The 20111-nt window shown below is 73.0% G+C and carries 18 protein-coding genes; 10 read left to right on the forward strand and 8 right to left on the reverse strand.

Features of this window, described 5'->3' with window-relative positions; genetic code table 11:
• Positions 1-146: 146 nt before the first annotated feature.
• Entirely contained in the window at positions 147-1124 is a 978-nt protein-coding gene (locus tag IEZ31_RS14845) for a helix-turn-helix transcriptional regulator (RefSeq protein ID WP_190250415.1), read from the reverse strand.
• Between the two features lie 112 nt (positions 1125-1236).
• On the opposite strand from IEZ31_RS14845, the gene IEZ31_RS14850 reads away from it, so the two are divergent.
• From IEZ31_RS14850 to IEZ31_RS14895, 10 genes are all read left to right on the forward strand, one after another.
• Positions 1237-1638 carry a RidA family protein gene (locus tag IEZ31_RS14850; protein ID WP_229835029.1) on the forward strand — a complete coding sequence of 134 codons (402 nt, stop codon included), beginning with the start codon at positions 1237-1239 and terminating at the stop codon, positions 1636-1638.
• Between the two features lie 159 nt (positions 1639-1797).
• Positions 1798-2427 carry a GntR family transcriptional regulator gene (locus IEZ31_RS14855; protein WP_190250416.1) on the forward strand — a complete coding sequence of 210 codons (630 nt, stop codon included), beginning with the start codon at positions 1798-1800 and terminating at the stop codon, positions 2425-2427.
• A gap of 108 nt (positions 2428-2535) precedes the next feature.
• Complete coding sequence (locus tag IEZ31_RS14860; protein WP_190250417.1) at positions 2536-4170, forward strand: ABC transporter substrate-binding protein; 1635 nt, start codon at positions 2536-2538, stop codon at positions 4168-4170.
• The gene (locus tag IEZ31_RS14865) at positions 4167-4925 is read left to right on the forward strand and encodes a DUF1684 domain-containing protein (protein WP_190250418.1); all 759 of its coding nucleotides are present in this window, start codon (positions 4167-4169) and stop codon (positions 4923-4925) included. The genes IEZ31_RS14860 and IEZ31_RS14865 overlap by 4 nt, the downstream gene beginning before the upstream one ends.
• Positions 4909-5853 carry an ABC transporter permease gene (locus IEZ31_RS14870; protein ID WP_229835031.1) on the forward strand — a complete coding sequence of 315 codons (945 nt, stop codon included), beginning with the start codon at positions 4909-4911 and terminating at the stop codon, positions 5851-5853. The genes IEZ31_RS14865 and IEZ31_RS14870 overlap by 17 nt, the downstream gene beginning before the upstream one ends.
• Positions 5843-6655, forward strand: coding sequence for an ABC transporter permease (locus IEZ31_RS14875; RefSeq protein ID WP_190250419.1), 813 nt, complete (start codon positions 5843-5845; stop codon positions 6653-6655). Before IEZ31_RS14870 ends, IEZ31_RS14875 begins: the two co-directional genes overlap by 11 nt.
• Before the next feature lie 20 nt (positions 6656-6675).
• A complete protein-coding gene (locus tag IEZ31_RS14880; RefSeq protein ID WP_190250420.1) occupies positions 6676-7977 on the forward strand; it encodes a tetratricopeptide repeat protein in 1302 nt (433 codons plus the stop codon).
• The gene (locus tag IEZ31_RS14885) at positions 7974-9560 is read left to right on the forward strand and encodes a dipeptide ABC transporter ATP-binding protein (RefSeq protein ID WP_190250421.1); all 1587 of its coding nucleotides are present in this window, start codon (positions 7974-7976) and stop codon (positions 9558-9560) included. The genes IEZ31_RS14880 and IEZ31_RS14885 overlap by 4 nt, the downstream gene beginning before the upstream one ends.
• A gap of 110 nt (positions 9561-9670) precedes the next feature.
• On the forward strand, positions 9671-10261 hold the full coding sequence (locus IEZ31_RS14890) for a biotin transporter BioY (RefSeq protein ID WP_190250422.1): 591 nt from the start codon (positions 9671-9673) through the stop codon (positions 10259-10261).
• A 73-nt stretch (positions 10262-10334) separates the two neighbouring features.
• Positions 10335-11600, forward strand: coding sequence for a sensor domain-containing diguanylate cyclase (locus tag IEZ31_RS14895; protein ID WP_190250423.1), 1266 nt, complete (start codon positions 10335-10337; stop codon positions 11598-11600).
• On the opposite strand, the gene IEZ31_RS14900 is transcribed toward IEZ31_RS14895, so the two are convergent.
• From IEZ31_RS14900 to IEZ31_RS14930, 7 genes are all read right to left on the reverse strand, one after another.
• On the reverse strand, positions 11574-13142 hold the full coding sequence (locus IEZ31_RS14900) for a glycerol-3-phosphate dehydrogenase/oxidase (RefSeq protein WP_190250424.1): 1569 nt from the start codon (positions 13140-13142) through the stop codon (positions 11574-11576). The genes IEZ31_RS14895 and IEZ31_RS14900 overlap by 27 nt on opposite strands.
• A gap of 55 nt (positions 13143-13197) precedes the next feature.
• The gene (gene glpK / locus IEZ31_RS14905) at positions 13198-14673 is read right to left on the reverse strand and encodes a glycerol kinase GlpK (protein ID WP_229835033.1); all 1476 of its coding nucleotides are present in this window, start codon (positions 14671-14673) and stop codon (positions 13198-13200) included.
• Positions 14674-14775: 102 nt separating this feature from the next.
• The gene (locus IEZ31_RS14910) at positions 14776-15522 is read right to left on the reverse strand and encodes an IclR family transcriptional regulator (protein ID WP_190250426.1); all 747 of its coding nucleotides are present in this window, start codon (positions 15520-15522) and stop codon (positions 14776-14778) included.
• 59 nt (positions 15523-15581) lie between these two features.
• Positions 15582-16586 carry a LacI family DNA-binding transcriptional regulator gene (locus IEZ31_RS14915; RefSeq protein WP_229835036.1) on the reverse strand — a complete coding sequence of 335 codons (1005 nt, stop codon included), beginning with the start codon at positions 16584-16586 and terminating at the stop codon, positions 15582-15584.
• A gap of 51 nt (positions 16587-16637) precedes the next feature.
• Complete coding sequence (locus tag IEZ31_RS14920; RefSeq protein WP_190250427.1) at positions 16638-17396, reverse strand: SDR family NAD(P)-dependent oxidoreductase; 759 nt, start codon at positions 17394-17396, stop codon at positions 16638-16640.
• A complete protein-coding gene (dgoD, locus tag IEZ31_RS14925) occupies positions 17393-18568 on the reverse strand; it encodes a galactonate dehydratase (RefSeq protein ID WP_190250428.1) in 1176 nt (391 codons plus the stop codon). Before dgoD ends, IEZ31_RS14920 begins: the two co-directional genes overlap by 4 nt.
• The gene (locus IEZ31_RS14930; protein ID WP_190250429.1) at positions 18565-20079 is read right to left on the reverse strand and encodes a GH39 family glycosyl hydrolase; all 1515 of its coding nucleotides are present in this window, start codon (positions 20077-20079) and stop codon (positions 18565-18567) included. Before IEZ31_RS14930 ends, dgoD begins: the two co-directional genes overlap by 4 nt.
• Positions 20080-20111: the final 32 nt, after the last annotated feature.

The following is a 20111-nucleotide window of genomic DNA, read 5'->3' on the forward strand; positions in this document are numbered from 1 at the left end:
TTCGTGGGCGGGCGACGAGGGCAGGGGGCAGGGCCGGCCCCCTGAGCGAACGGCCGTCCGGCGTCGACGCTCATCGACGGATCGGCTCGTTGATCGATGAGTCTGCGCGCGCCGTTACAACGCCGTCAAGACACTAATACGAATTATCAAAGCCGCGTGGCGTCGTAGCGGGTGGCGATCGCGACGGCGCGGTCGCGCAGTGCGGTGCGCAGCCACTGCGGGGCCAGAGCCTCCGCGTTCGTGGCGAGCTGCCACAGCGCCCATTCGGCATGCCGCGAATCCTGGAACGTCACCTCCAGCCGCAGCCAGCCGTCCGCGTCGGCTGCTTCGGCGAGGACGGCCAGCGCGGTGCGCACCAGGTCCTCCCGCCGCGCCGGGTTCACCCGCGCCAGCACGGTGACCTGGTCGCCGCCGGTCCGAAACTGCGTGCTGCGTTCCTGCCAGGCCCGGTCCAGATCGACCCGGTCCGGTCGCTGCGCGGGTTCGGCGAGCTCCTCGGCGGCCAGGACCCGCGACAGCCGGTAGGTGCGGTCCGCGCCGGACCTCGTGGCCAGCAGGTAGCCCTGCTCGCGCACGGTGACCAGGCCGATCGGGTCCACCGTGCGCCACCTCGGGGTCTGGCCCACGGCCGCGTAGTGGATGCGCAGCTTGTGTCCGGCGAGCACCGCGCGCCGGACCTCGGCCACGGTGCTGTCGGAGACCTCCTCGACGACCAGCCGGCGCGACAGCAGGTCGGTCTCCGGGTCGATGAGCAATCGCTCGATCGCGCCGGCCGCGGTGTCCCGATAGCTGCCGGGCAGCGCGTCGACCACCTTGAGCATGGCCGACGCGAGCGCCGAGCCGAGACCGAATGCCTGCGCGCCGCGCCGCGATCCGGCGACCAGCAGCGCGAGCGCCTCGTCGTGGTTCAGGCCGGTGAGCTCGGTCTGGAAACCGGGCAGCAACGCGAAACCGCCGTGCCGGCCGCGTTCGGCGTAGACCGGGACGCCGGCCGCGGACAGCGCCTCGATGTCGCGCAGCACGGTGCGGGTGGACACCTCCAGCTCGCGGGCCAGTGTGGCCGCGGACAGCCGACCGCGCTGGCGCAGCAGCAGCACCAGCGTGACCAACCGGTCGGCCCGCACCCGAGAACTATGACAGAAATACACGACACAGGATGTCGTGATTGCCTGACAGGCTCACCACCACGCGGGTTCGAGTCCCAGCGTGCCCGCACCCTCGACGAATGGAGCTGAGATGGCATTGGAGCGCACGGCCGTCAACCCGTGGACGTGGTCGGCGGAGTTGGGATTCAACCAGGGCGAGGTCGTCACCGGGCACACCCGGACCCTGTACTGCTCCGGGCAGACCGCGGTGAGCGGCGACGGCAGACCCCAGCATGCCGATGACATGGCGGCGCAGCTGGCGCTGAGCCTCGACAACCTGGAGGCCGTGCTCGGCGAGGCCGGCATGTCCCTCGCGAACCTCGTCCGGCTCAACGTCTACACCACCGACGTCGACCTGCTGTTCCCGCACTACGGCGTCCTGGCGTCGCGGTTGGGCGCCGCCGGGGTGGCGCCGGCCACCACGATGCTCGGGGTGACGCGGCTGGCGATCCCCACCCTGATGGTCGAGCTCGAGGGGACCGCCGTCGCGTGATGCGACCTCGCCGGCTCCGGCAGGGCTGCCGGAGCCGGCGGGCGGAGACAATCGGCGAACTTCGTGGCGGCATCGTCGGGGTCGCAGCCACCCGAGGTCCATCAGGATGGCGGGTGCGACAGTATCGGTTCGCCACCACTGCCCCCCGAAGGAGACCCGGTGAACCGCGACTCGGCCTCGACCCAGTACGAGCGGCTGCGCGGCGAGATCGTCGCCGGTCGGATCGCGCCGGGCACGGTGCTGCTGGAGACGGTGCTCGCGGAGCGGCTCGGGGTGTCGCGGACGCCGGTGCGCGAGGCCCTCGCGATGCTGGAGCGCGACGGGTTGCTGGAGCGCGACCGGCGCGGGTACCGGGTGCGCACGCGCAGCCCGGAGGAGCTGCTGGAGATCTACGAGGCCCGCATCGCGCTCGAGTCGACGTGCGCGGCCGCGGCGGCCGGCCGGCGCTCGGCGTTCGACCTGGCCCGGCTGCGGCACCTGACCGGCGAGGCGGCGGCGGCCGGCGACCCGGTGCGGTTGCGCGAACTGCACGCGGCCTGGCACAAGGCCCTGCGCGCCGCGGCCGGCAACGCCACGATCATCGACCTGCTGGAGCGGCTCGACACGCTGCTGGCGGTGTACGACGCCGACGAGCCGACCCTCACCGACCGGGAGACGGCCGCGGCCGAGCACGGGCGGATCGTCGACGCGATCGAGGCCGGCGACGCCGAGGAGGCGCGGCGGGCACTCGTCGCCCACCTGGACCGCTCCCGCGAGGCCCGCCTGGCCAAGCTCGCCGCCGGCTCGTAGCACCTCGAGCAAGAAACGTCACAGGTCGAAGCCCCTTGCCCGAGCGTCGACGCGTGTATACGCTCGCGGCTGATTTCCTAGTAATCACGTCTGAATATTGGAGTAGCCATGGTCCGCAGGCTGGTCGTGGCGGCGGCGTCGGTGACGCTGCTCGCCGCATGCAGCAGTACCGGCTCGCCCGGCGACGGCGCGGCGTCCGGCGCCCCCGTGCGCGGCGGCGCGGTCGTGTTCGCCACCGACGTCGAGCCCACCTGCCTCGACCCCGCGGCCCCGAGTCAGATCGCCACGCAGATCCTGCAGCGCAACGTGTACGACTCGCTGATCTACCAGGACGCGAAGGGGGCCTTCCACCCCTGGCTGGCCAGCTCCTGGGACGTCTCGGCCGACGGCACGACGTACACCTTCCACCTGCGCGACGGCGTGACGTTCCACGACGGCACGAAGCTCGACGCGACCGCGGCCAAGGCGACCTTCGACCACTTCGCCGACCCCGCGACCAAGGCCCCGCTGGCCGGCTCGCTGCCGTTCGGCTCGGCGAGCGCGACCGACCCGAGCACGCTGGTGGTCAAGCTCAAGTCGCCGTTCGCCCCGTTCCTGCAGCTGGTGTCGTTCTCCGTGCTCGGCATCCAGTCGCCGGCGGCACTCGCGAAGGGCCAGGCCGTCCTGTGCGCCGGCGGACCGGGCGCGGCCGTGGGCACCGGGCCGTTCACTACGGCCGCGTACACCAAGGGGCAGAGCCTCACCTTCGCGCGGTACGACGCCTACAACTGGCCGCCGGAGGGCTCGCCGCACCAGGGCGCCGCGTACCTGGACAAGGTCGAGGTCCGGTTCCTGCCGGAGAACGCGATCCGGGTCGGCGCGGTCAGCAGCGGCCAGGCCCAGCTCGCCGCGAACGTGCCGCCGGTGACCGCGGCCGCGTTCGAGGCCGGCGGCGGGGTGCGGGTGCTCAGCGCGGCCGCGGCCGGCACGCCGTTCACCGCGTACCTCAACACCAAGCGGGCCCCGTTCGACGACGTCAAGGTGCGCCAGGCGTTCCAGCGCGGCATCGACATCGAGAACATCGTCAAGTCGATCTACGCGGGCCGCTTCCCGCGCGCCTGGAGCCCCCTCACGCCGAGCACGCCGTACTCGTACGACAGCACGCTCGAGAACAGCTGGCCGCAGGACCTGACCCTGGCCAACCGGCTGCTCGACGAGGCCGGTTGGCGCCAGCAGGACGCGCAGGGGTACCGCATCAAGGACGGCAAGCGCCTGAGCGTCGCCTGGGTCCAGAACAGCACCGTCATGCGCGAGCAGCGCGACGTCGTCGCCCAGGCCGTCGCCGACAACGCCAAGAAGCTCGGTTTCGAGGTGACCGTGCAGGGCCTCGACGCCGGCACGTTCTCGGCCCGGACCAAGGCCGGCGACTACGACATCGCCGACCAGAGCAACCAGCGGGCCGACCCGGACATGCTCTACAACGTGTGGTCGTCGAAGTTCGTGGCCACCAGGGGCGGCGCCAACTACGCCAACGTCGACGACCCGCGGGTCGACCAGTGGCTCGGCCAGGGCACCACGGCGCTGCGGCAGGAGGACCGGCCGGCGGCCTACAAGCCGCTGCAGCAGTGGGTCATCGACAACGCCGCGGCGGTGCCGATCTACGTCCCGCAGTACCTCCTCGGCGTCTCCAACGCCGTGCAGGGCGTGCAGTTCACCGTCTCCGGATACCCGGACTCCTTCTACACCGTGTGGCGGACCAAGTGAGCACCGACGACTTCGAGGCCTGGCTGGCCGCGCGCGCCGAGGAGGTGGCCGGCCCGGCCGGCCACACCGCCCTGACCGGCACGTACCCGGTCGCCGAGCCGCTCGTCATCGACGGCGTACCCGGCACCTGGAACGTCCGGGACGGCCGGCTCGCCGTCACCGTCGAGCCGGGCGCGCCGCTGACCAGCGACGGCGTGCCGGTGACCGGCACCGCGTTCGTCGAGGGCGACCTCGATGCGCCCGGCGTGACGATCCGGACGTTCGTGCGGCAGGACGGGCCGGTGGTGCGCACGTACGAGCACGCCGCGCCCGGCCGCACGGGCTTCGCCGGCATCGACCGGTACCCGTACGACGAGCGCTTCCGCGTCCCGGCGACGTTCGAGCCGTTCGCCGCGCCCGCGGCCACCCCGATCCCCTACCAGCGCGACGACGTCGTCCGCGCGCACGTCGTGCCGGGCGAGCTGGCGTTCACCCTCGGCGGCACCGGGCACCGGGTCCGGGCGTTCGAGGGCCACGGCGGGCTGTGGTTCGTCTTCGCCGACGCGACGACCGGGGTGAGCACGTACCGCCCGGGCCGCTTCGTCGAGGCCGGCACGGCGCCGGAGGGCTACGTGGTGGACTTCAACCGGGCGTACCTGCCGCCGTGCGCGTTCTCGGACTGGTACAACTGCCCGCTCCCACCCCGGGAGAACATCCTGACGGTCGCGGTCGAGGCGGGCGAGCGGTCGGTGCTGGGCCGTGCCCACCCGGCGTGACGCCGGCCGCCTCGGCCGCCGGGCGGCGATCGCGATCGTGCAGCTGTGGGGTGCCGCCACGCTGTGCTTCGTGACGCTGCACCTGATCCCCGGCGACCCGGTCGACATCATCATGGGCAACCAGGCGCTGGTCTCGCCGGAGCTCAAGGCCCAGGTGCGCGCCGAGTACGGGCTCGACGACCCGGTCGTGGCGCAGTACCTGCGGCTGCTGGGCGAGCTGGCCCGCGGCGACCTCGGCACCTCCTACCAGCTGCAGCGGCCGGTGTGGGGTGCCGTGGCCGAGCAGGTGCTGCCCACCGTCCAGCTCGCGGGGGCGGCGCTGCTGCTCGCGGTACTGCTGGCGGTGGGCGCGGCGGTGCTGGTCCCCGAGCGCAGCCGCGTCGCCCGGGCGCTGTTCTCCGGGCTGGAGATGGTCGCCGTGTCGCTGCCGCAGTACTGGCTGGGCATCCTGCTCATCACGTTCCTGTCGCTGCGGTGGCACGTGTTCCCGGTCATCGAGGCCGGCACCTGGCGCAGCCTCGTGCTGCCGGCCGTCGCGGTCGCCCTGCCGATCGCCGGCACGCTCGCCCAGGTGCTGCGCGAGGAACTGGACACCGCCCTCGCCCAGCCGTTCGTCACCGCGGCCCGGGCCCGCGGCGCCGGCGCGCTGGCCGTGCGGACCGGGCACGCGCTGCGGCACTGCCTGGTCCCGGCCACCACGCTCACCGGCTGGTTCGTCGGCAGCCTGCTCGGCGGCTCGGTCCTCATCGAGCAGGTCTTCGGCCGGCCCGGGCTCGGCCAGGTGGCGCTGACCGCCGTGACGAACAAGGACCTGCCGATGGTGACCGGCGTGGTCATGCTGGCCGCCGCCGTGTTCGTCGTGGTGAACCTGCTCGTCGAGGCCTCCTACCTCGTCATCGACCCGAGGGTGCGCCGCGATGGGACGTAGGCTCGCCGTCTCGGCCGCGGCGCTGGTCGTCCTCGCCGTCGTCGCCGCCGCGCTGTGGCCGCAGCTGTTCACCGGCCACGACCCGAACGCGACCGACCCGCTCGCCTCGTTCCGCCCGCCCGGCGCCGGCCACTGGTTCGGCACCGACCAGCTCGGCCGGGACCTGTTCGCGCGGGCCGTCCACGGCGCCCGGCACTCGCTGCGCATCGCCGCCGGCGCGACGCTCGTCGCGCTGCTCGTGGCCGTACCGGTGAGCGTCCTGGCCGCGCTCGGCGGCCGGTTCGCCGACAGCGTCATCAGCCGGGTGCTCGACGTGCTGCTGTCGTTCCCGGCGCTGCTGCTGGCCCTCGTCGTGGTCACCGTCGCCGGCCGGGGCGAGCTCAGCCTGCTGCTGGCGATCGGCCTGGCCGACATGCCCGGCTACGCCCGCCTGCTGCGCTCCCGGCTGCTCGTGGTCCGCACCGCCGGCTACGTCGAGGCGGCCACCGGGCTCGGCGTCGGCCCGTGGACCTCGCTGTGGCGGCACATCCTGCCCAACGCGGCCGGCCCGCTGCTGGTGACCGCCACGCTCGGGCTGGGCGCGGCCGTCATCTTCGCCTCCGGGCTGAGCTTCCTCGGCCTCGGCACCCAGCCGCCGACCCCGGAGTGGGGCGCGATGCTCGCCGAGGGCCGCTCGACGCTCGCCGTCGCCTGGTGGGCCGGGGTCTTCCCGGGCCTGCTCATCACCGTCACCGCGGTCGCCGTCACCATCCTCGGCCGCGACCTGCGTAACCGCTTCGGCGTCGGCTCGGTCCGGCCGTGAACGAACATGGAGGTACCCCCGTGCCGACCGACCGCTACGGACAGCGCGTGTCCACGGTGCACCAGGAGGCCGCCGCGGCGTACTTCGACGCCGTCGACGCGTACCTGGCCCTCGACGACACCGCCGTCGACGGCTTCGCCCAGGCGGTCGCGCTCGACCCCGGCCTCGCCGTCGCGCACCTCGGGCTCGGGCTCAGCCTGGCCTCGGCCGGCCGCGACGCCGAGGCCCGGGAGGCGTTCACCGCCGCCGTCCGGCTGCGCCGCGAGCGTCCCGACCGGCTCGGCCCGCGCGAGGCCCGCCAGATCGACCTCGTCACCGCGCCGCCCGCCAGCCTCGCCGCCTACGCCGAGCATCTGGAGGCACACCCCGGCGACCTCCTCGTGCTCGGGTTCGCCGCCGGGCTGCTCAGCGGCCGGCGCATCGCCGCCGGCACCGGCCGCGCCGGCGTGCTCGCGCTGGCCGCGCCGTCGGCGGCCGCGTTCCCGGACGACTGGGCCCTGGCCGGGATCTGCGCGCTGGAGCTGGAGGAGGCCTGGCAGTTCGCGGAGGCCGAGGCCGCGGCCGAGCGCTCGCTGCTGGACCGGCCCGACAACCGCGCCGCCTGCCACGGGTACGTCCACGTCCTGCACGAGACCGGGCGCATCGGCGCCGTGGAGTCGTTCCTCAACGGCTGGTTCGGCACCCGGCACCCGCGCTCGCCGCTGCAGACGCACCTGCGCTGGCATCACGCGCTCGTGGCGCTGGAGAACGACGACGCCGAGCTCGGGCTGCGGCGGTACCACACCGCCATCGACCCCCACGTCTCCACCCGCCGCACCACGCTCGTCGACGCCGCCGCCGTGCTGTGGCGGCTGCGGATCGACGGCCACACCGGCCTGCCGTGGGACCCGGTCGCCGAGCTTGCCCGCGCCCAGCTCGCGGCCGCGCGCGGCGCGCTGTTCGACGTGCACGCCGCCCTCGCCCTCGCCGCCGCCGACCGGGACGGCCTCGTCACCCTCCGCGCCGCGTGGGCGGCCGAGACCGCCCGGCCCAACCGCGACGTCGTCCTCGCCGTCCTCGACGGCATCGCCGCGCACGCCGACGGCCGCTACGACGTGGCCGCCCAGCACCTCGGCGGCGTGGTCGCGGCGGTGGACCTCGTCGGCGGCAGCCGCCTGCAGCAGGACATCGTCGTGGACACGCTGTGCGACGCGTTGGCCCGCAGCGGGGACGCCGCCCGGGCCGCCGACATCCTGGCGGACCGCGGACACCGGCGCCGGTCGCGACGGGACGCGCGCTGGATCGCCGACCTGCGCCGGGCTTCCGCGGTGGCACCGCGATGAGCCCCGACCCGGTCCTGGCCGCCGACGACCTGCACGTCACGTTCCGCACCGCCCGCGGTGCCGTCCAGGCGGTCCGGGGCATCGCCTTCACCCTCCACAAGGGACAGTGCCTGGCCATCGTCGGCGAGTCCGGGTCCGGCAAGAGCGCCACCGCCCGCGCCCTGCTCGGCCTGGCCGGCCCGGCCGCGACCGTCACCGCCGCGGCGCTGCGGCTCTCCGGCCGGGACCTGACCACGCTGACCGAGGCCCAGTGGCGGCGCCTGCGCGGCCGCGACATCGGGCTCGTCGCGCAGGACGCGCTCGGCTCGCTCAACCCGCTGCACCGGGTCGGCCGCGACGTCGGCGAGCCGCTGCGCCGGCACCGCCTGATCGCGCGGGCGCTGCGTCCCGGCCGGGCGGTCGCGGCGCTCGTCGACGCCGGGGTGCCGGAGGCGGGGGTGCGGGCGCAGCAGTACCCCCACCAGCTCTCCGGCGGCCTGCGCCAGCGGGCCCTCATCGCCTCCGCCACCATCGCGAACCCGCCGGTCCTCGTCGTCGACGAACCGACCACCGCCCTCGACGTCACCGTGCAGGCGCAGGTGCTGACGCTGCTGGAGGAGCTCAAGGCCGGCGGCACCGCGCTACTCATGATCAGCCACGACCTGGCCGTGGTGGCCCGGATGGCCGACCACATCCTGGTGCTGCGCGAGGGTGTCGTCGTCGAGTCGGGCCCCCCGGCGTCGGTGCTCGGAGCGGCTCGCCACCCGTACACCCGGCGGCTCCTCGACGCTGTCCCCACCGGCCGGTCCCGCCGGGACCCCGGGCCCGCCGGCCCGGCGCTGCTCGAGGTGCGGGGGGTCAGCAAGCGGTACCGCCGCCCGGACGGCACCGACCACTCCGCCGTGCGCGACGTCTCGTTCACCGTCACCGCCGGCCGCACCGTCGGCGTCGTCGGCGAGTCCGGGTCCGGCAAGAGCACCGTGGCCCGCATCGCCCTCGGCCTGCTGCGCCCCGACGAGGGCGACGTCCGCTTCGCCGGCGCCCCGTGGAGTTCGGTGCCGGAACGGCGCCGCCGCCCGCAGCGCGGCCGCGTCCAGCTCATCCAGCAGGACCCGCTCGGCGCGTTCGACCCGCGTTTCACCGCCGGCCAGGTGATCGCCGAGGCGCTGCGGGCGGAGCGCGACCGGGGAGCCCGGCGCCGGCGCGTCGCCGAGCTCCTGGAGACCGTCGGCCTGGCCGCCTCGCTGGCCGAACGCCGCCCGGCCGAGATGTCCGGCGGCCAGCGCCAGCGCGTCGCGATCGCCCGGGCCCTGGCCACCGGCCCCGAGCTGCTCGTGTGCGACGAGCCGGTGTCCGCCCTGGACGTCTCCATCCAGGCCCAGATCCTCGAGCTGCTCGCCGACCTGCGGGCGCAGCGCGGCCTGGCGATGCTGTTCATCTCGCACGACCTGGCCGTCATCCGCCAGCTCAGCGACGAGGTCCTGGTGATGCAGGACGGCGCCGTGGTGGAGCGCGGCCCGGCCGACGACGTCTTCGACCGCCCCGCCGACCCCTACACCCGCCAACTCCTCGCCGCGGTTCCCACCCTTCCGGTGTACCGCTGAAGCCGCCCGGCTCGACGAGGCGGACCCGCCGCACCGGTGTGACAACGACCGCAGCGGTCGCGGCGGAACGGGCGCACCCTTGAGCGGTTGAACCGAAAGGGAGGTCGTTGATGGTTACCGAGGGTCTCGCTGTACGCCCGGCCGGCGTCATCGCGGATCGGTTGCCCGGTGCGCTGGTCCGCGACGCCGCGCTCGTCGCCGGCGGCGCGGCGCTGACCGGGGCGGCCGCCCAGATCGCGGTGAGCATCGAGCCGCTGTCGCCGGTGCCGCTGTCGGGGCAGACCTTCGCCGTGCTGATCGTCGGCGCCGCCCTGGGTCCGGTCCGCGGCGTCGCCGCCATGGCGCTCTACCTGGCGGTGGGAGTGGCCGGGGTGCCGTGGTTCGCCCAGGGCTCGAGCGGCGCGGGCGCGGCGTCGTTCGGCTACGTCGTCGGGTTCGTGCTGGCGGCGGCCGTGGTCGGGGCGCTGGCCCGGCGCGGCGGCGACCGCACCCCGGTGCGGACCGTGGGCACCATGATCGCCGGCAACCTTGCGATCTACGCCGTCGGCGTGCCGTATCTGGCGCTGGCCCGCGACCTGTCCGCCGTCGCCGCCGTCGAGGCCGGTGTCGTGCCGTTCCTGGCCGGCGACGCGCTGAAGGTCCTGCTGGCCGCCGGCCTGCTCCCCGGGGCCTGGCTGCTCACCCGCCGCGCCGGTCGCTGACCGGCCGCCCCCCGGGCCGGTTTCGGCTCCGGGGATCGCTCAGGTCCGGGCCGTCGACGCCGATGACCGGACCATGGGTCGTTCGTCGGGGTCGGAACGCTGGGCGCGTGGCGGCGGGTCACGGCCGCGGACGTTCGCGCGTGGCGCCGACGAGCCGTACGAGATCCGCGCGGCCCGGCGGGCGACACTGCCCGACACCTGGCTCCTGGCGGTGGCCGCCCTGTTGTGGAGTCAGGCGGTCGGCTGGTTCGCGCTGTTGATCACCGGACGCGTCTGGGCGTTGGCGTGGATCGTGGCCGACGGCGCGATCCAGGCCGGCCGGATGTGGCTGACGCTGCGGCACCGGCGGGCGGCATCCGGACGCGGGCACCCGCCCCACCGCGGCCTCGTGCTGGCGAACGTCATCTGGTTCGTCGTCATGGCCGCCGGCGTCGTCGGCGCGTTGCGCGCCGGCGACCCGCGCCTGCTGGTGCTGGGGTGCATCCTGCCCATCGGGTTCATGGGCTACGTCGCCTCCCGCTACGCCGCGTTCCCCCGCCTGGCAGCGCCGCTGTTGTACCTGATGGGCGCGGCGCAGGTGGTGGGATTCCTCGCCGTGCCGCAGCTGCGCGCGGTGGCCGTCCTGGCCCCGGCCGCGCCGATCGCCTTCCACCTGCTCGTCCTGCAGAACCACACGATCCTGATCAGCGCATTCGTGGCGCAGCAGGAGAACTTCCGGCTCTCCATGCACGACCCGCTGACCGGTCTCGCCAACCGCCTGCTGCTGCGCGAGCGCACGGCCGCCCTGCTCGACGGCCTGGCCCGCGACCACCGACAGGACGCCTTCGCCGTGCTGTGCCTCGACCTGGACGGGTTCAAGCCGATCAACGACCGGCACGGGCACGCCGTCGGCGACCGGCTGCTCAAGAGCGTGGCCGTCCGGCTGCGCCAGGCCGTGCGCGGGCAGGACCTGGTCTGCCGGATCGGCGGGGACGAGTTCGTGGTCGTGCTGCCGGGCGTCACCGCCGCGGCCGCCGTCCACACCGCCGAACGGCTCATCGAGGCCTGCGGTCTGCCCTACCACCTCGACGACGCGGCGACAGTGCGGGTCGGCGTCAGCGTCGGCATCGCCCTGGCCCCCGAACACGGCACGTCCACCGATGAGCTCCTCCTGCACGCCGACGCCGCGCTGTACGCGTCGAAACGGCGCTCGAAGGGCTCCTGGACCGTCCACCCGGCGCCGATCGCCGGCCCCGACGCAACCGGTGCGCGACGCGCATCCGGACCGGTCACTGACCTCGGCCCGACGGCCGGCCCGGATGTGGCCGCAGGTTCAGCGGCCCGGGCTCGTTCCTGCTAGGACGCTGCCGATCTGCTCACGGATCAGCGCAGTGTCCAGGCCTCGAACGGTGAGTGTCGTCCGCCGCCGTACGACATCCTCGACGGTGACCGCCCACTCCCGGTCGCGGGCGAAGGCCACCTGGGCCCAGATGTCGGGACCGTCGGGATGGACGCGTTCGGCGAGTGCCGGGTCGTCACGCATCAGCTGTGCGAGATCGAACGCGACGGAACCATAGTGCGAGGCGAGGTGGCTGGCGATGTCGCCGGCGAGGCTGACGCCCCGCTCGCGCTCCAGTTGGAGGCGACGAGCGACCGCATCGGCGTTGGCGAGGCCGGGCAGGGGGACCATCCGCGGCCCACGGGCGATCGTCGCCCCGAGCGGACGGCCGGGCAGCTTGGTGAGCGCGTCGAAGACGACCTTGCCGATGTGGCGGTACGTGGTCCACTTGCCACCCGCGACCGACAGCATGCCCCCGCGCCCCCGGGTGAGTACGGTTTCCCGCTTGGCTTCGCTGACGTCACCCGGACCGCCGGGCAGCACCCGCAGGCCGGCGAACGTGTAGGTGATGTCCTCGCGCCGCAGCTGGTAGTCGGCGACCGCGTGGCCGGCCTCGTCGAGAATCTGGCTGATGTCGGCGTCGGTGACCGCGACAGCGGCCGGGTCGTTGTCGTACGGCTCGTCGGTGGTGCCCAGCAGCAGGTGGTCCTCCCACGGGATCGCGAACGAGACGCGGTACTTGTCGATCGGTATCGTCAGCGCGGCCTGCCACGCGTCGGCACGGCGAAGCACCAGGTGCGCGCCCTTGGACAGCCGGACGCTCGGGGCGGCGGCCGGGTCCTCCAGCCGTCGCAGGTGGTCGACCCATGGGCCGGTCGCGTTCAGCACGAGCCGGGCGTTGACACCGAACTCGACGCCGTCGATCTGGTCACGCACATCGGCTCCGGTGACCCGGCCCCGGGTGGTGCGCAGGCCGACGACGCGAGCGTGGTTGAGGACGTCGGCGCCGGCGGCGACCGCCGCCTGCACGGTCATGACGGCCACCCGGCTGTCGTTCATCTGGTGGTCGCCGTAGACGGCCGCCGCTTTGAGGCCGCTCGTCCGTAACGCCGGCACCCGGTCGGCTGCCTGCCGAGGGGTGATGACCCGGCCGAGGCCGTCACCGAACGCCGACAGCGCCGAGTAGAGGAACACGCCGGCGCCGAGCTTCGCCGCGCCGTGCGGGCTCCCGCGATAGATCGGCACCACGAACGTCAATGGTTTGACGAGGTGGGGTGCGATGTCCGAGGCGAGGGCGCGGCGTTCGCGATGGTTCTCGGCGACCAGTTTGAAGTTGCCGGTCTGCAGGTACCGCAGCCCGCCGTGGACGAGTTTGCTCGAGGCGCTCGACGTCGCTCCGGCGAAGTCGTTGGCGTCGACCATCGCTACCCGCAGCCCGGATTGTGCCGCCATCCAGGTGACGGCGGTACCGAGGATGCCCCCTCCGATGACGAGCAGGTCGTAGGTGTTCTGGGACAGTTCGGCGCGTGTCTGTACTCGTCCGGCGAGCGCGGCGACGGGCATCGTGATCTCCTGCGGCGATTGCCGGCCGACGGCGCGGCCGGGTGGGCGTTTCGGGCTAGGCCTCGATCCATTCGAGGGTTCGGCGCACCGCTTTGTGCCAGTTGTGCAGTTCCCGGCGGCGGGTCTCCTCGGTGATCGCCGGCAGCCACTGGCCGGCTCTGTGCCAGTTGGCGCGCAGGCTGTCGAGGTCCGGCCAGTAGCCGACGGCCAGGCCGGCGGCGTACGCCGCGCCGAGGCAGGTCGTTTCGGCGACCACCGGGCGCACGACCGGCACCGCGAGGATGTCGGCGAGGTTCTGCATGAGCAGGTTGTTGGTGGTCATCCCGCCGTCGGCCCGCAGGGTCGTGATCGCCGCGCCGGAGTCGGCGTTCATCGCTTCGACGACGTCGTACGTCTGGAACGCCGTCGCCTCCAGCACCGCCCGGGCGAGGTGTCCTTTCGTGACGAAGGCCGTCAGCCCGGCGATGACGCCGCGCGCGTCGCTGCGCCAGTGCGGGGCGAACAGTCCCGAGAATGCCGGAACGAAGTAGCAGCCACCGTTGTCCGCAACGGTGCGGGCCAGGGTTTCGACCTCCGAGGCGGTGGAGATGAGGCCGAAGTTGTCCCGAAGCCACTGCACCAGCGACCCGGTGACCGCGATCGCCCCTTCGAGCGCATACGTCGCGGGTTGGTCGCCGATCTGGTAGCCGACGGTCGTGAGGAGGCCGTGCTTCGACCACACCGGTTGCGCACCGGTGTTCATCAGCAGGAAGCTGCCGGAGCCGTACGTGCTCTTCGTCGCACCCGGTTCGAAGCAGGTCTGGCCGAACAGCGCGGCCTGCTGATCGCCGAGCGCGGAGGCCACCGGCACGCCGTCGGCGGTGTGCCCGTAGACCTCGGCCGACGGGCGGATCTCCGGAAGCATCGCGCGCGGAACCCCGATCACGCCGAGCATCTCGTCGTCCCACTGCAGCGTGTGCAGGTTCATCAGCATGGTGCGGCTGGCGTTGGTGACGTCGGTGACGTGCCGTCCCGTGAGGTTCCAGATCAGCCAACTGTCGATGGTGCCGAACAGCACGTCGCCCCGCTCGGCCCGCGCACGCAGGCCGGGTGTCTCGTCCAGCAGCCAGCGGATCTTCGGGCCGGAGAAGTACGTCGCCGGTGGAAGGCCGGCGCGTTCGCGGAACAGTTCGGCATGGTCGGCCAGTTCGTGCAGGAGCGTGTCGGTGCGGGTGTCCTGCCAGACGATCGCGGGCGCCACCGGGCGGCCCGTCCGGCGATCCCACAGCACGGTCGTCTCGCGTTGGTTGGTGATCCCGAGCGCGACGATCTCGCCGGGCCGCAGACCGGCCCCGCTGACCGCGTCGGCCAGCACGACGCGCACCGCCTGCCAGATCTCCTCCGCGTCGTGCTCGACCCAGCCCGGTCGCGGATAGATCTGCCGGTGTTCGCGCTGTGCGACGGAGATGATGTTCCCCCGGTGGTCGAACACGATGCACCGGCTCGACGTCGTTCCTTGATCGATCGCCGCGATGAACTTCTCAGCTGGCAAGAGCGGCCCCTCACAGTCAGCGTCGTTCGGCATTGTCGAACGACGAGTGGATCGTATGCGGTTGTCTCGTGGTGCCACAAGGACGCGATCAGTGCGATTTCGTCAGCGGGCGAAGTCACGCGAGATCGCCCGCGCGGCGTCGCGGACGTACGACAGCGCCGTCAGGTGGAGGCCGCCGTCGCTGGTCAGCCGCTCGACCGCGCCGCGGATGCCGATGGCACCGACGATCACGCCGCGCTGGTCCTTGATCGGGGCCGCGATGCCGACCTCGCCCTCCTCGAACTCCTCGATCTCCGCGGCCCAGCCACGGCTGCGGATCTGTTCGAGTTCGGCGCCGAGGACGTCGACGTCGACGATGGTGGCCCTGGTGTGGGCGGACAGCGCGGTGGTGAGCTCCCGGTACGGGTCGAAGGCGAGCAGCACCTTGCCGAGCGCCGTGGCGTGGACGGGCAGCAACGTGCCGATCTGCAGCGTCTGCAGGGAATCGTCCGGCCTGAAGACGTGATGGATGACCAGCACCTGCCCCTCGTGCAACGCGCCGATCCAGACGCTCTCACCGCTTCGGCCCGCCAGGGCGTCCGCCCAGTTCGTCGAGCGCGAACGAAGCTCGTTGACGTCCAGATAGCTGCTGCCCAGGTGCAGCAGCGTGCCGCCGAGCCGGTACTTGCCGGTGGTGGCGTCCTGTTCCACGAAGCCGACGTGCACGAGCGTCCGCAGGATGCCGTGCAGGGTGCCCTTGGGCAGATCCATCGCGCGGGCCAGCTCCACGACGCCCAGCTGGCGCCCGCCCGACGCGAGCAGCCGCAGGATCGCCGCGGCACGCTCCACCGACTGAATCGTCTCGCCCACACCGTGAGCGTACCCGTAGTTCGACATTGCCGAACTACGGGCACGGGTGCCCCACGCGGCTACCGTGCCGGGCCGGTCGACTCGCGAACGAGCAGGCGTGGCTCGTGCGGGATGGTCAGGTCACGCGGGGGCGCCCCGTCGAGCTGGGCGACGAGCGCGTCGACGGCCGCGGCGCCCAGCTCCAGCAGCGGCAGCGCGACCGTGGTGATCGTGGGCACGGTGAAGCCGGCCGACGGGAAGTCGCCGTACGCGATCACCGACAACTCGTCGGGGACGCGGATCCCCGCGCTGGTCAGGAACCGGATGACACCGATCGCCTGGCCCGGGGAGCTGGTGAAGATCGCGGTCGGTGCCGCGTCGAGCAGGGTCCTCGCGGAGGCGAAGCCGGTCGCCTCCGTGAAGTCGCCGAACTGCGACGGCAGCAGCGGGAGGTCCCGGGCCGCGATCGCGCGCTCGAACGCGGCGACCCGGCCGGCGCCGCCCTCCACCTCGGCCGGCCCGGCGAGGTGGGCGATGCGCCGGTGCCCGAGCTCGACCAGGTGTTCCACCGCCAGCTCGCCGGCCCGGCCGACGTTCATGGTGACGTTGCGGCCGGAGCCGGCCACCGCGCGGTTGACGAACACGTGCGGAAACGACGACTCGCGCAGGCCGTCGACGAGCGGATGGCCCGGGACGGCGGAGCCCATGAGCAGCCCGTCGACCCGGCCGCCGTCGAGGAGCGAACGCCCGGCGGGCTGCTCGTCGAAGTCCTCGGCGAGCAGTGCCAGGTAGCCGTGTTCGGCGGCGCGGCGGTAGGCGCCCCGGGCGATCGTGATGTACGGCGGGTTGTCGATGGAGGGCGCGATCAGCGCCAGCGCCATGGTCCGCGACCGCGCCAACGCCCGGGCACCGGCGTGCGGCTCGTAGCCGAGCTCCTGTGCCGCCTCGATGATGCGCTGGCGCGTCTCCGGGCGCACCGCCACCGTCGGGTCGCCGTTCAGCACCCTCGAGACGATGCTCTTGGTGACCTCCGCGGCCGTCGCCACGTCGATGAGGCGCACCCGCTCAGGCTGGTCCCCCTTCACCTGCCGTCTCCTCCACACGCCGCGTCCAGATCGGTTGAGAGGTTAGCGTAGCTACGGCGGCACCTGCAGAGCGTTCAGGCCGCCGTCAATGACGATCCGCGCGCCGGTGAGGGTCGGGGCGTGGCCCGATGCGAGGAAGCTGACCAGCTGCGCGATCTCCTCCTGCGCCGTCGGCTCGCCGGCCGGGATACGCGCCCGGCGCCCGGCCGCTTCCTCGTCGCTGATCAGATCCCAGCGGTTGCTCCAGATGTAGCCGGGCGCGATGGCGTTGACGCGGATGCCCCGCTGGGCGAGGTCGACCGCCAGACTGCGGGTGAGGCCGTCGACCGCGGCCTTGCTGGCGTTGTACGCCGTCCTGCCGAGGATGGCCCGCTCGCCGGCGAGCGAGGAGATGTTCACGATGACGCCGCCGCCGGCCCGGGCCATCTCCCGCGCGGCGAGCACCGAGCACAGGTGCGTGGCGAAAACGTTGACCTCGAACACGTCACGCAGGAAGCGCGGCCGCTCCCGGAGCACGTCGTCGTCGCCGACGCCCAGGTGGGCAGCGTTGTTGACCAGGATCCCCGGTGCGAGCCCGCGCGCGACCAGCCCGGCGAAGCCGGCCTCGATCGCCTCCGGATCGGCGAGGTCGAACCCGACCGAGTGCACCTCGGCACCCGGGACATCGGCGGCGATCCGGGCGGCGGCCTGCGCCGCGACCGCGTCGTCGATCCCGTGGACGATCACGGCCGCTCCGTCGGACGCGAGCTGTCGGGCGATCGTGTGCCCGAGGTTGCGGGTGGCACCCGTGACGAGGGCGAGCCGGGTCAACGTTCCTCCTTCGCGTGCAGCGTCACCTCGTCGTCCGGACGGATGTCGGTGAGGGCGCCGCTGTAGTGCCGCAGGTCGTGGCGGACGTACGGGTACCGGGCGATCGCCTCGGGGTCGATCCGCACGCCGAGCCCGGGCGAGTCGGGAATCCCGGCCACGCCACCCGCCACGACCGAGCCTTCGGTGGCGATCTCGGCCCGCCATGGCACGTCGGTCGCCATCGTCTCCAGGTAGGTGAAGTTGGGGGTGCAGGCGGCGAGCTGCAGCGTCGCCGCGTTCGCCACCGGGCCCGAGGGGTTGTGCGGTGCGAAACCCACCTGCCACAGCTCGGCCAGTGCCCCGATCGTGCGGGTCTCCCAGATGCCGCCGGCGTGCGACACGTCGGGTTGCACGACGTCGGCGCAGCCGCGTTCGAAGACCTCGCGGAAGTCCCATCGGGTGTAGAGCCGCTCGCCGAGCGAGATCGGCGTCGAGGTGCGCTCCCGCAGCCAGGCGTAGTTCGCCAGGTTTCCGGGGATGAGCGGCTCCTCGAGCCACAGCACGCCGAGCGGCTCCAGGGCCCCGGCGACCTGCCGGGCCGCCGGCAGGTCGAAGCGGCCGTGCGCTTCGATGATGATGTCGGCCCTGCCGTCGACGGCCTCGGCCACCGCCTCGATCACCGCCATCGCGGTGCGCAGCACGGCGGGCGTCAGGGTGCGGAAGGCCGACCCGAAGGGGTCCCACTTGAGCGCCCGGTAGCCCCACTCGACCGCCTCGACCGCCTTCGCGGCGAACTCCTCCGGGCGCCTGGCCCCGGCGAACCAGCCGTTGGCATAGCACTGGACCGAGTCGCGCAGCTTGCCGCCGAGCAGCTGGTGGACGGGCACCCCGAGCGCTTTGCCCTTGATGTCCCACAGCGCCATCTCGACGGCGGAGAGCGCGCTGGTCAGCACGGGGCCGCCGCGCCAGTACGCCTCGCGGTAGGCGTCCTGCCACCAGCCCTGGATGTTGCCGAGGTCGCGCCCGGCCAGCCCGTGACGCAGGGCCAGGACCGCCGCCTCGACGGTGTGCTCACGGTACTCGAGCGTCGCCTCGCCCCAGCCCTCGATCCCGTCGTCGGTGTCGAGCTTCACCAGGACCCAGTTCGTGCGGTACGCGTCGCAGATGTACGTCGTCAGGGACCGCAGCTTCATCGGTACCGCCACGACCCGTCGAGTCCGGCAACGACCGACGCGTCGGTGAGGACCACCGGGTAGTCCGTCAGCGGCAGCCGATACCTGATCCCGCGGGTGCGCCAGTCGGCGCGGTCCGGCACACCGGTGGGGTCGGTCGGCTGGTCGACCGCATAGACGTCGCCGGTGAGCAGGTCCAGCAGCACCGGCCGGTCCAGGGTGAGCCGGTCGTCCCACCACAGCTCCGCGTCGATCGTGGCCGGCCGCGCCCGCTGCTGCGGATCCTCGGCCAGCCAGTAGGCGAACAGCGGCGCACCGTCGCGCTCGAACGTGGCGACATACGGCGCCGCCATCAGCGTCGAGCGCTGCGGCACGGCGGGATCGCGCTCGGTGAACAGGCACATGAGCTCGGTTCGGCGGGTCCGCTCGTCGAAGAGGTGACACACGCGGCGGGCCACCTCGAACGAGTACTTCGGCTCGTAGCTCCCGCCGTGGATCAGGCCCATCATCACCGGCGCGTTGACCTTGTCACCGGCCTGGCGGTACGGGCGCTCCATGAGGTCGGCCGCGTGGAAGTAGAAGACCTTGTCGAAGCCCACCTTGAGGTCGGCCAGGAACCTCCGGGCGATCCACTTGGCCTGCACGACCTGGTCCATCGTGTACATCCCGAGCCAGTCGTCGTGATGGCCGGACAGCTGCGACGGGCAGCCGTTCTCTCCCTGGTACAGCGCGATGCGGCGGTCCGGCGAGTGCTCGTCGAGGAGGCGGCGCAGCACGTCGTGCATGTTCTGCAGGTTGTGCTCCGGGACCATCTGGTACGGGTGGAACGAGAACGCGTCGATGGAGTCGGCGAGCCCCGCACGCAGCGCGTCGACGAGGAAGGCGGGATCGGCGAGCGAGGTCGCGCCGCCGATGATCGTGGCGTCGGGGATCTCGTACCGCACGGCGCGGGCGGTGATGCGCGTGAGCTCGGCGTAGTCGCGTCCGCTGACCGGCGCGGGGTGCCAGAACTGGGGGATGTTGGGTTCGTTCCACACCTCCCAGTGGCCCACCCGGCCGCGGTAGTGCGCGGCCAGGGCTTGCACGAACGCCGTCCAGGCCGGGACCGCCCCGTCGTAGTAGACGGGAACGTAACCGACCGCGGACTCGTGCGGCACGTCCGGCATGTACAGCTCGTTGCCGAACGTGACGCTGAACATCGTCGCGACCCCGGCGGCTGCGAGGCTGTCGACGATCTCGTCGAGCCAGGCGAAGTCGTACCTGCCCCGCTCGGTCTCGCAGCGGCTCCATCCGGTCTGCACGCGTGCCCACTTCGCCCCGAGTCGCGACAGGTGCGGATACACCGACTCGGCGGTGAACATCCGCCGGTCGAGGGTCTCGAAGCCGATGCCCAGTCTGGAGGAGTCGATCGCCGTCGTGGGCCGCGAAAGCTCGACACGGCCCACGGGCCGGACCCCGTCGAGCGGCGGGAGCTGGTCGCGCACGAGCGCGGCGACGTCCTGGTCCTCGATCCGGGCGGCTGGTGTCGTCATGAGTCTTCGGTGTCCTTCGTTGTGCGGGTGCA

Origin of the sequence: Dactylosporangium sucinum (genome assembly GCF_014647515.1) — a bacterium.
Taxonomy (GTDB): Bacteria; Actinomycetota; Actinomycetes; order Mycobacteriales; family Micromonosporaceae; genus Dactylosporangium; species Dactylosporangium sucinum.

What these genes read in the sequence shown, in the direction of transcription:
- IEZ31_RS14850 (WP_229835029.1), top strand. Translation starts at nt 1,237, where the DNA reads ATGGCATTGGAGCGCACGGCCGTCAACCCGTGGACGTGGTCGGCGGAG.
- IEZ31_RS14860 (WP_190250417.1), top strand. Translation starts at nt 2,536, where the DNA reads ATGGTCCGCAGGCTGGTCGTGGCGGCGGCGTCGGTGACGCTGCTCGCC.
- IEZ31_RS14875 (WP_190250419.1), top strand. Translation starts at nt 5,843, where the DNA reads ATGGGACGTAGGCTCGCCGTCTCGGCCGCGGCGCTGGTCGTCCTCGCC.
- IEZ31_RS14885 (WP_190250421.1), top strand. Translation starts at nt 7,974, where the DNA reads ATGAGCCCCGACCCGGTCCTGGCCGCCGACGACCTGCACGTCACGTTC.
- IEZ31_RS14890 (WP_190250422.1), top strand. Translation starts at nt 9,671, where the DNA reads ATGGTTACCGAGGGTCTCGCTGTACGCCCGGCCGGCGTCATCGCGGAT.
- IEZ31_RS14895 (WP_190250423.1), top strand. Translation starts at nt 10,335, where the DNA reads ATGGGTCGTTCGTCGGGGTCGGAACGCTGGGCGCGTGGCGGCGGGTCA.
- IEZ31_RS14900 (WP_190250424.1), bottom strand. Translation starts at nt 13,142, where the DNA reads ATGCCCGTCGCCGCGCTCGCCGGACGAGTACAGACACGCGCCGAACTG.
- dgoD (WP_190250428.1), bottom strand. Translation starts at nt 18,568, where the DNA reads ATGAAGCTGCGGTCCCTGACGACGTACATCTGCGACGCGTACCGCACG.
- IEZ31_RS14930 (WP_190250429.1), bottom strand. Translation starts at nt 20,079, where the DNA reads ATGACGACACCAGCCGCCCGGATCGAGGACCAGGACGTCGCCGCGCTC.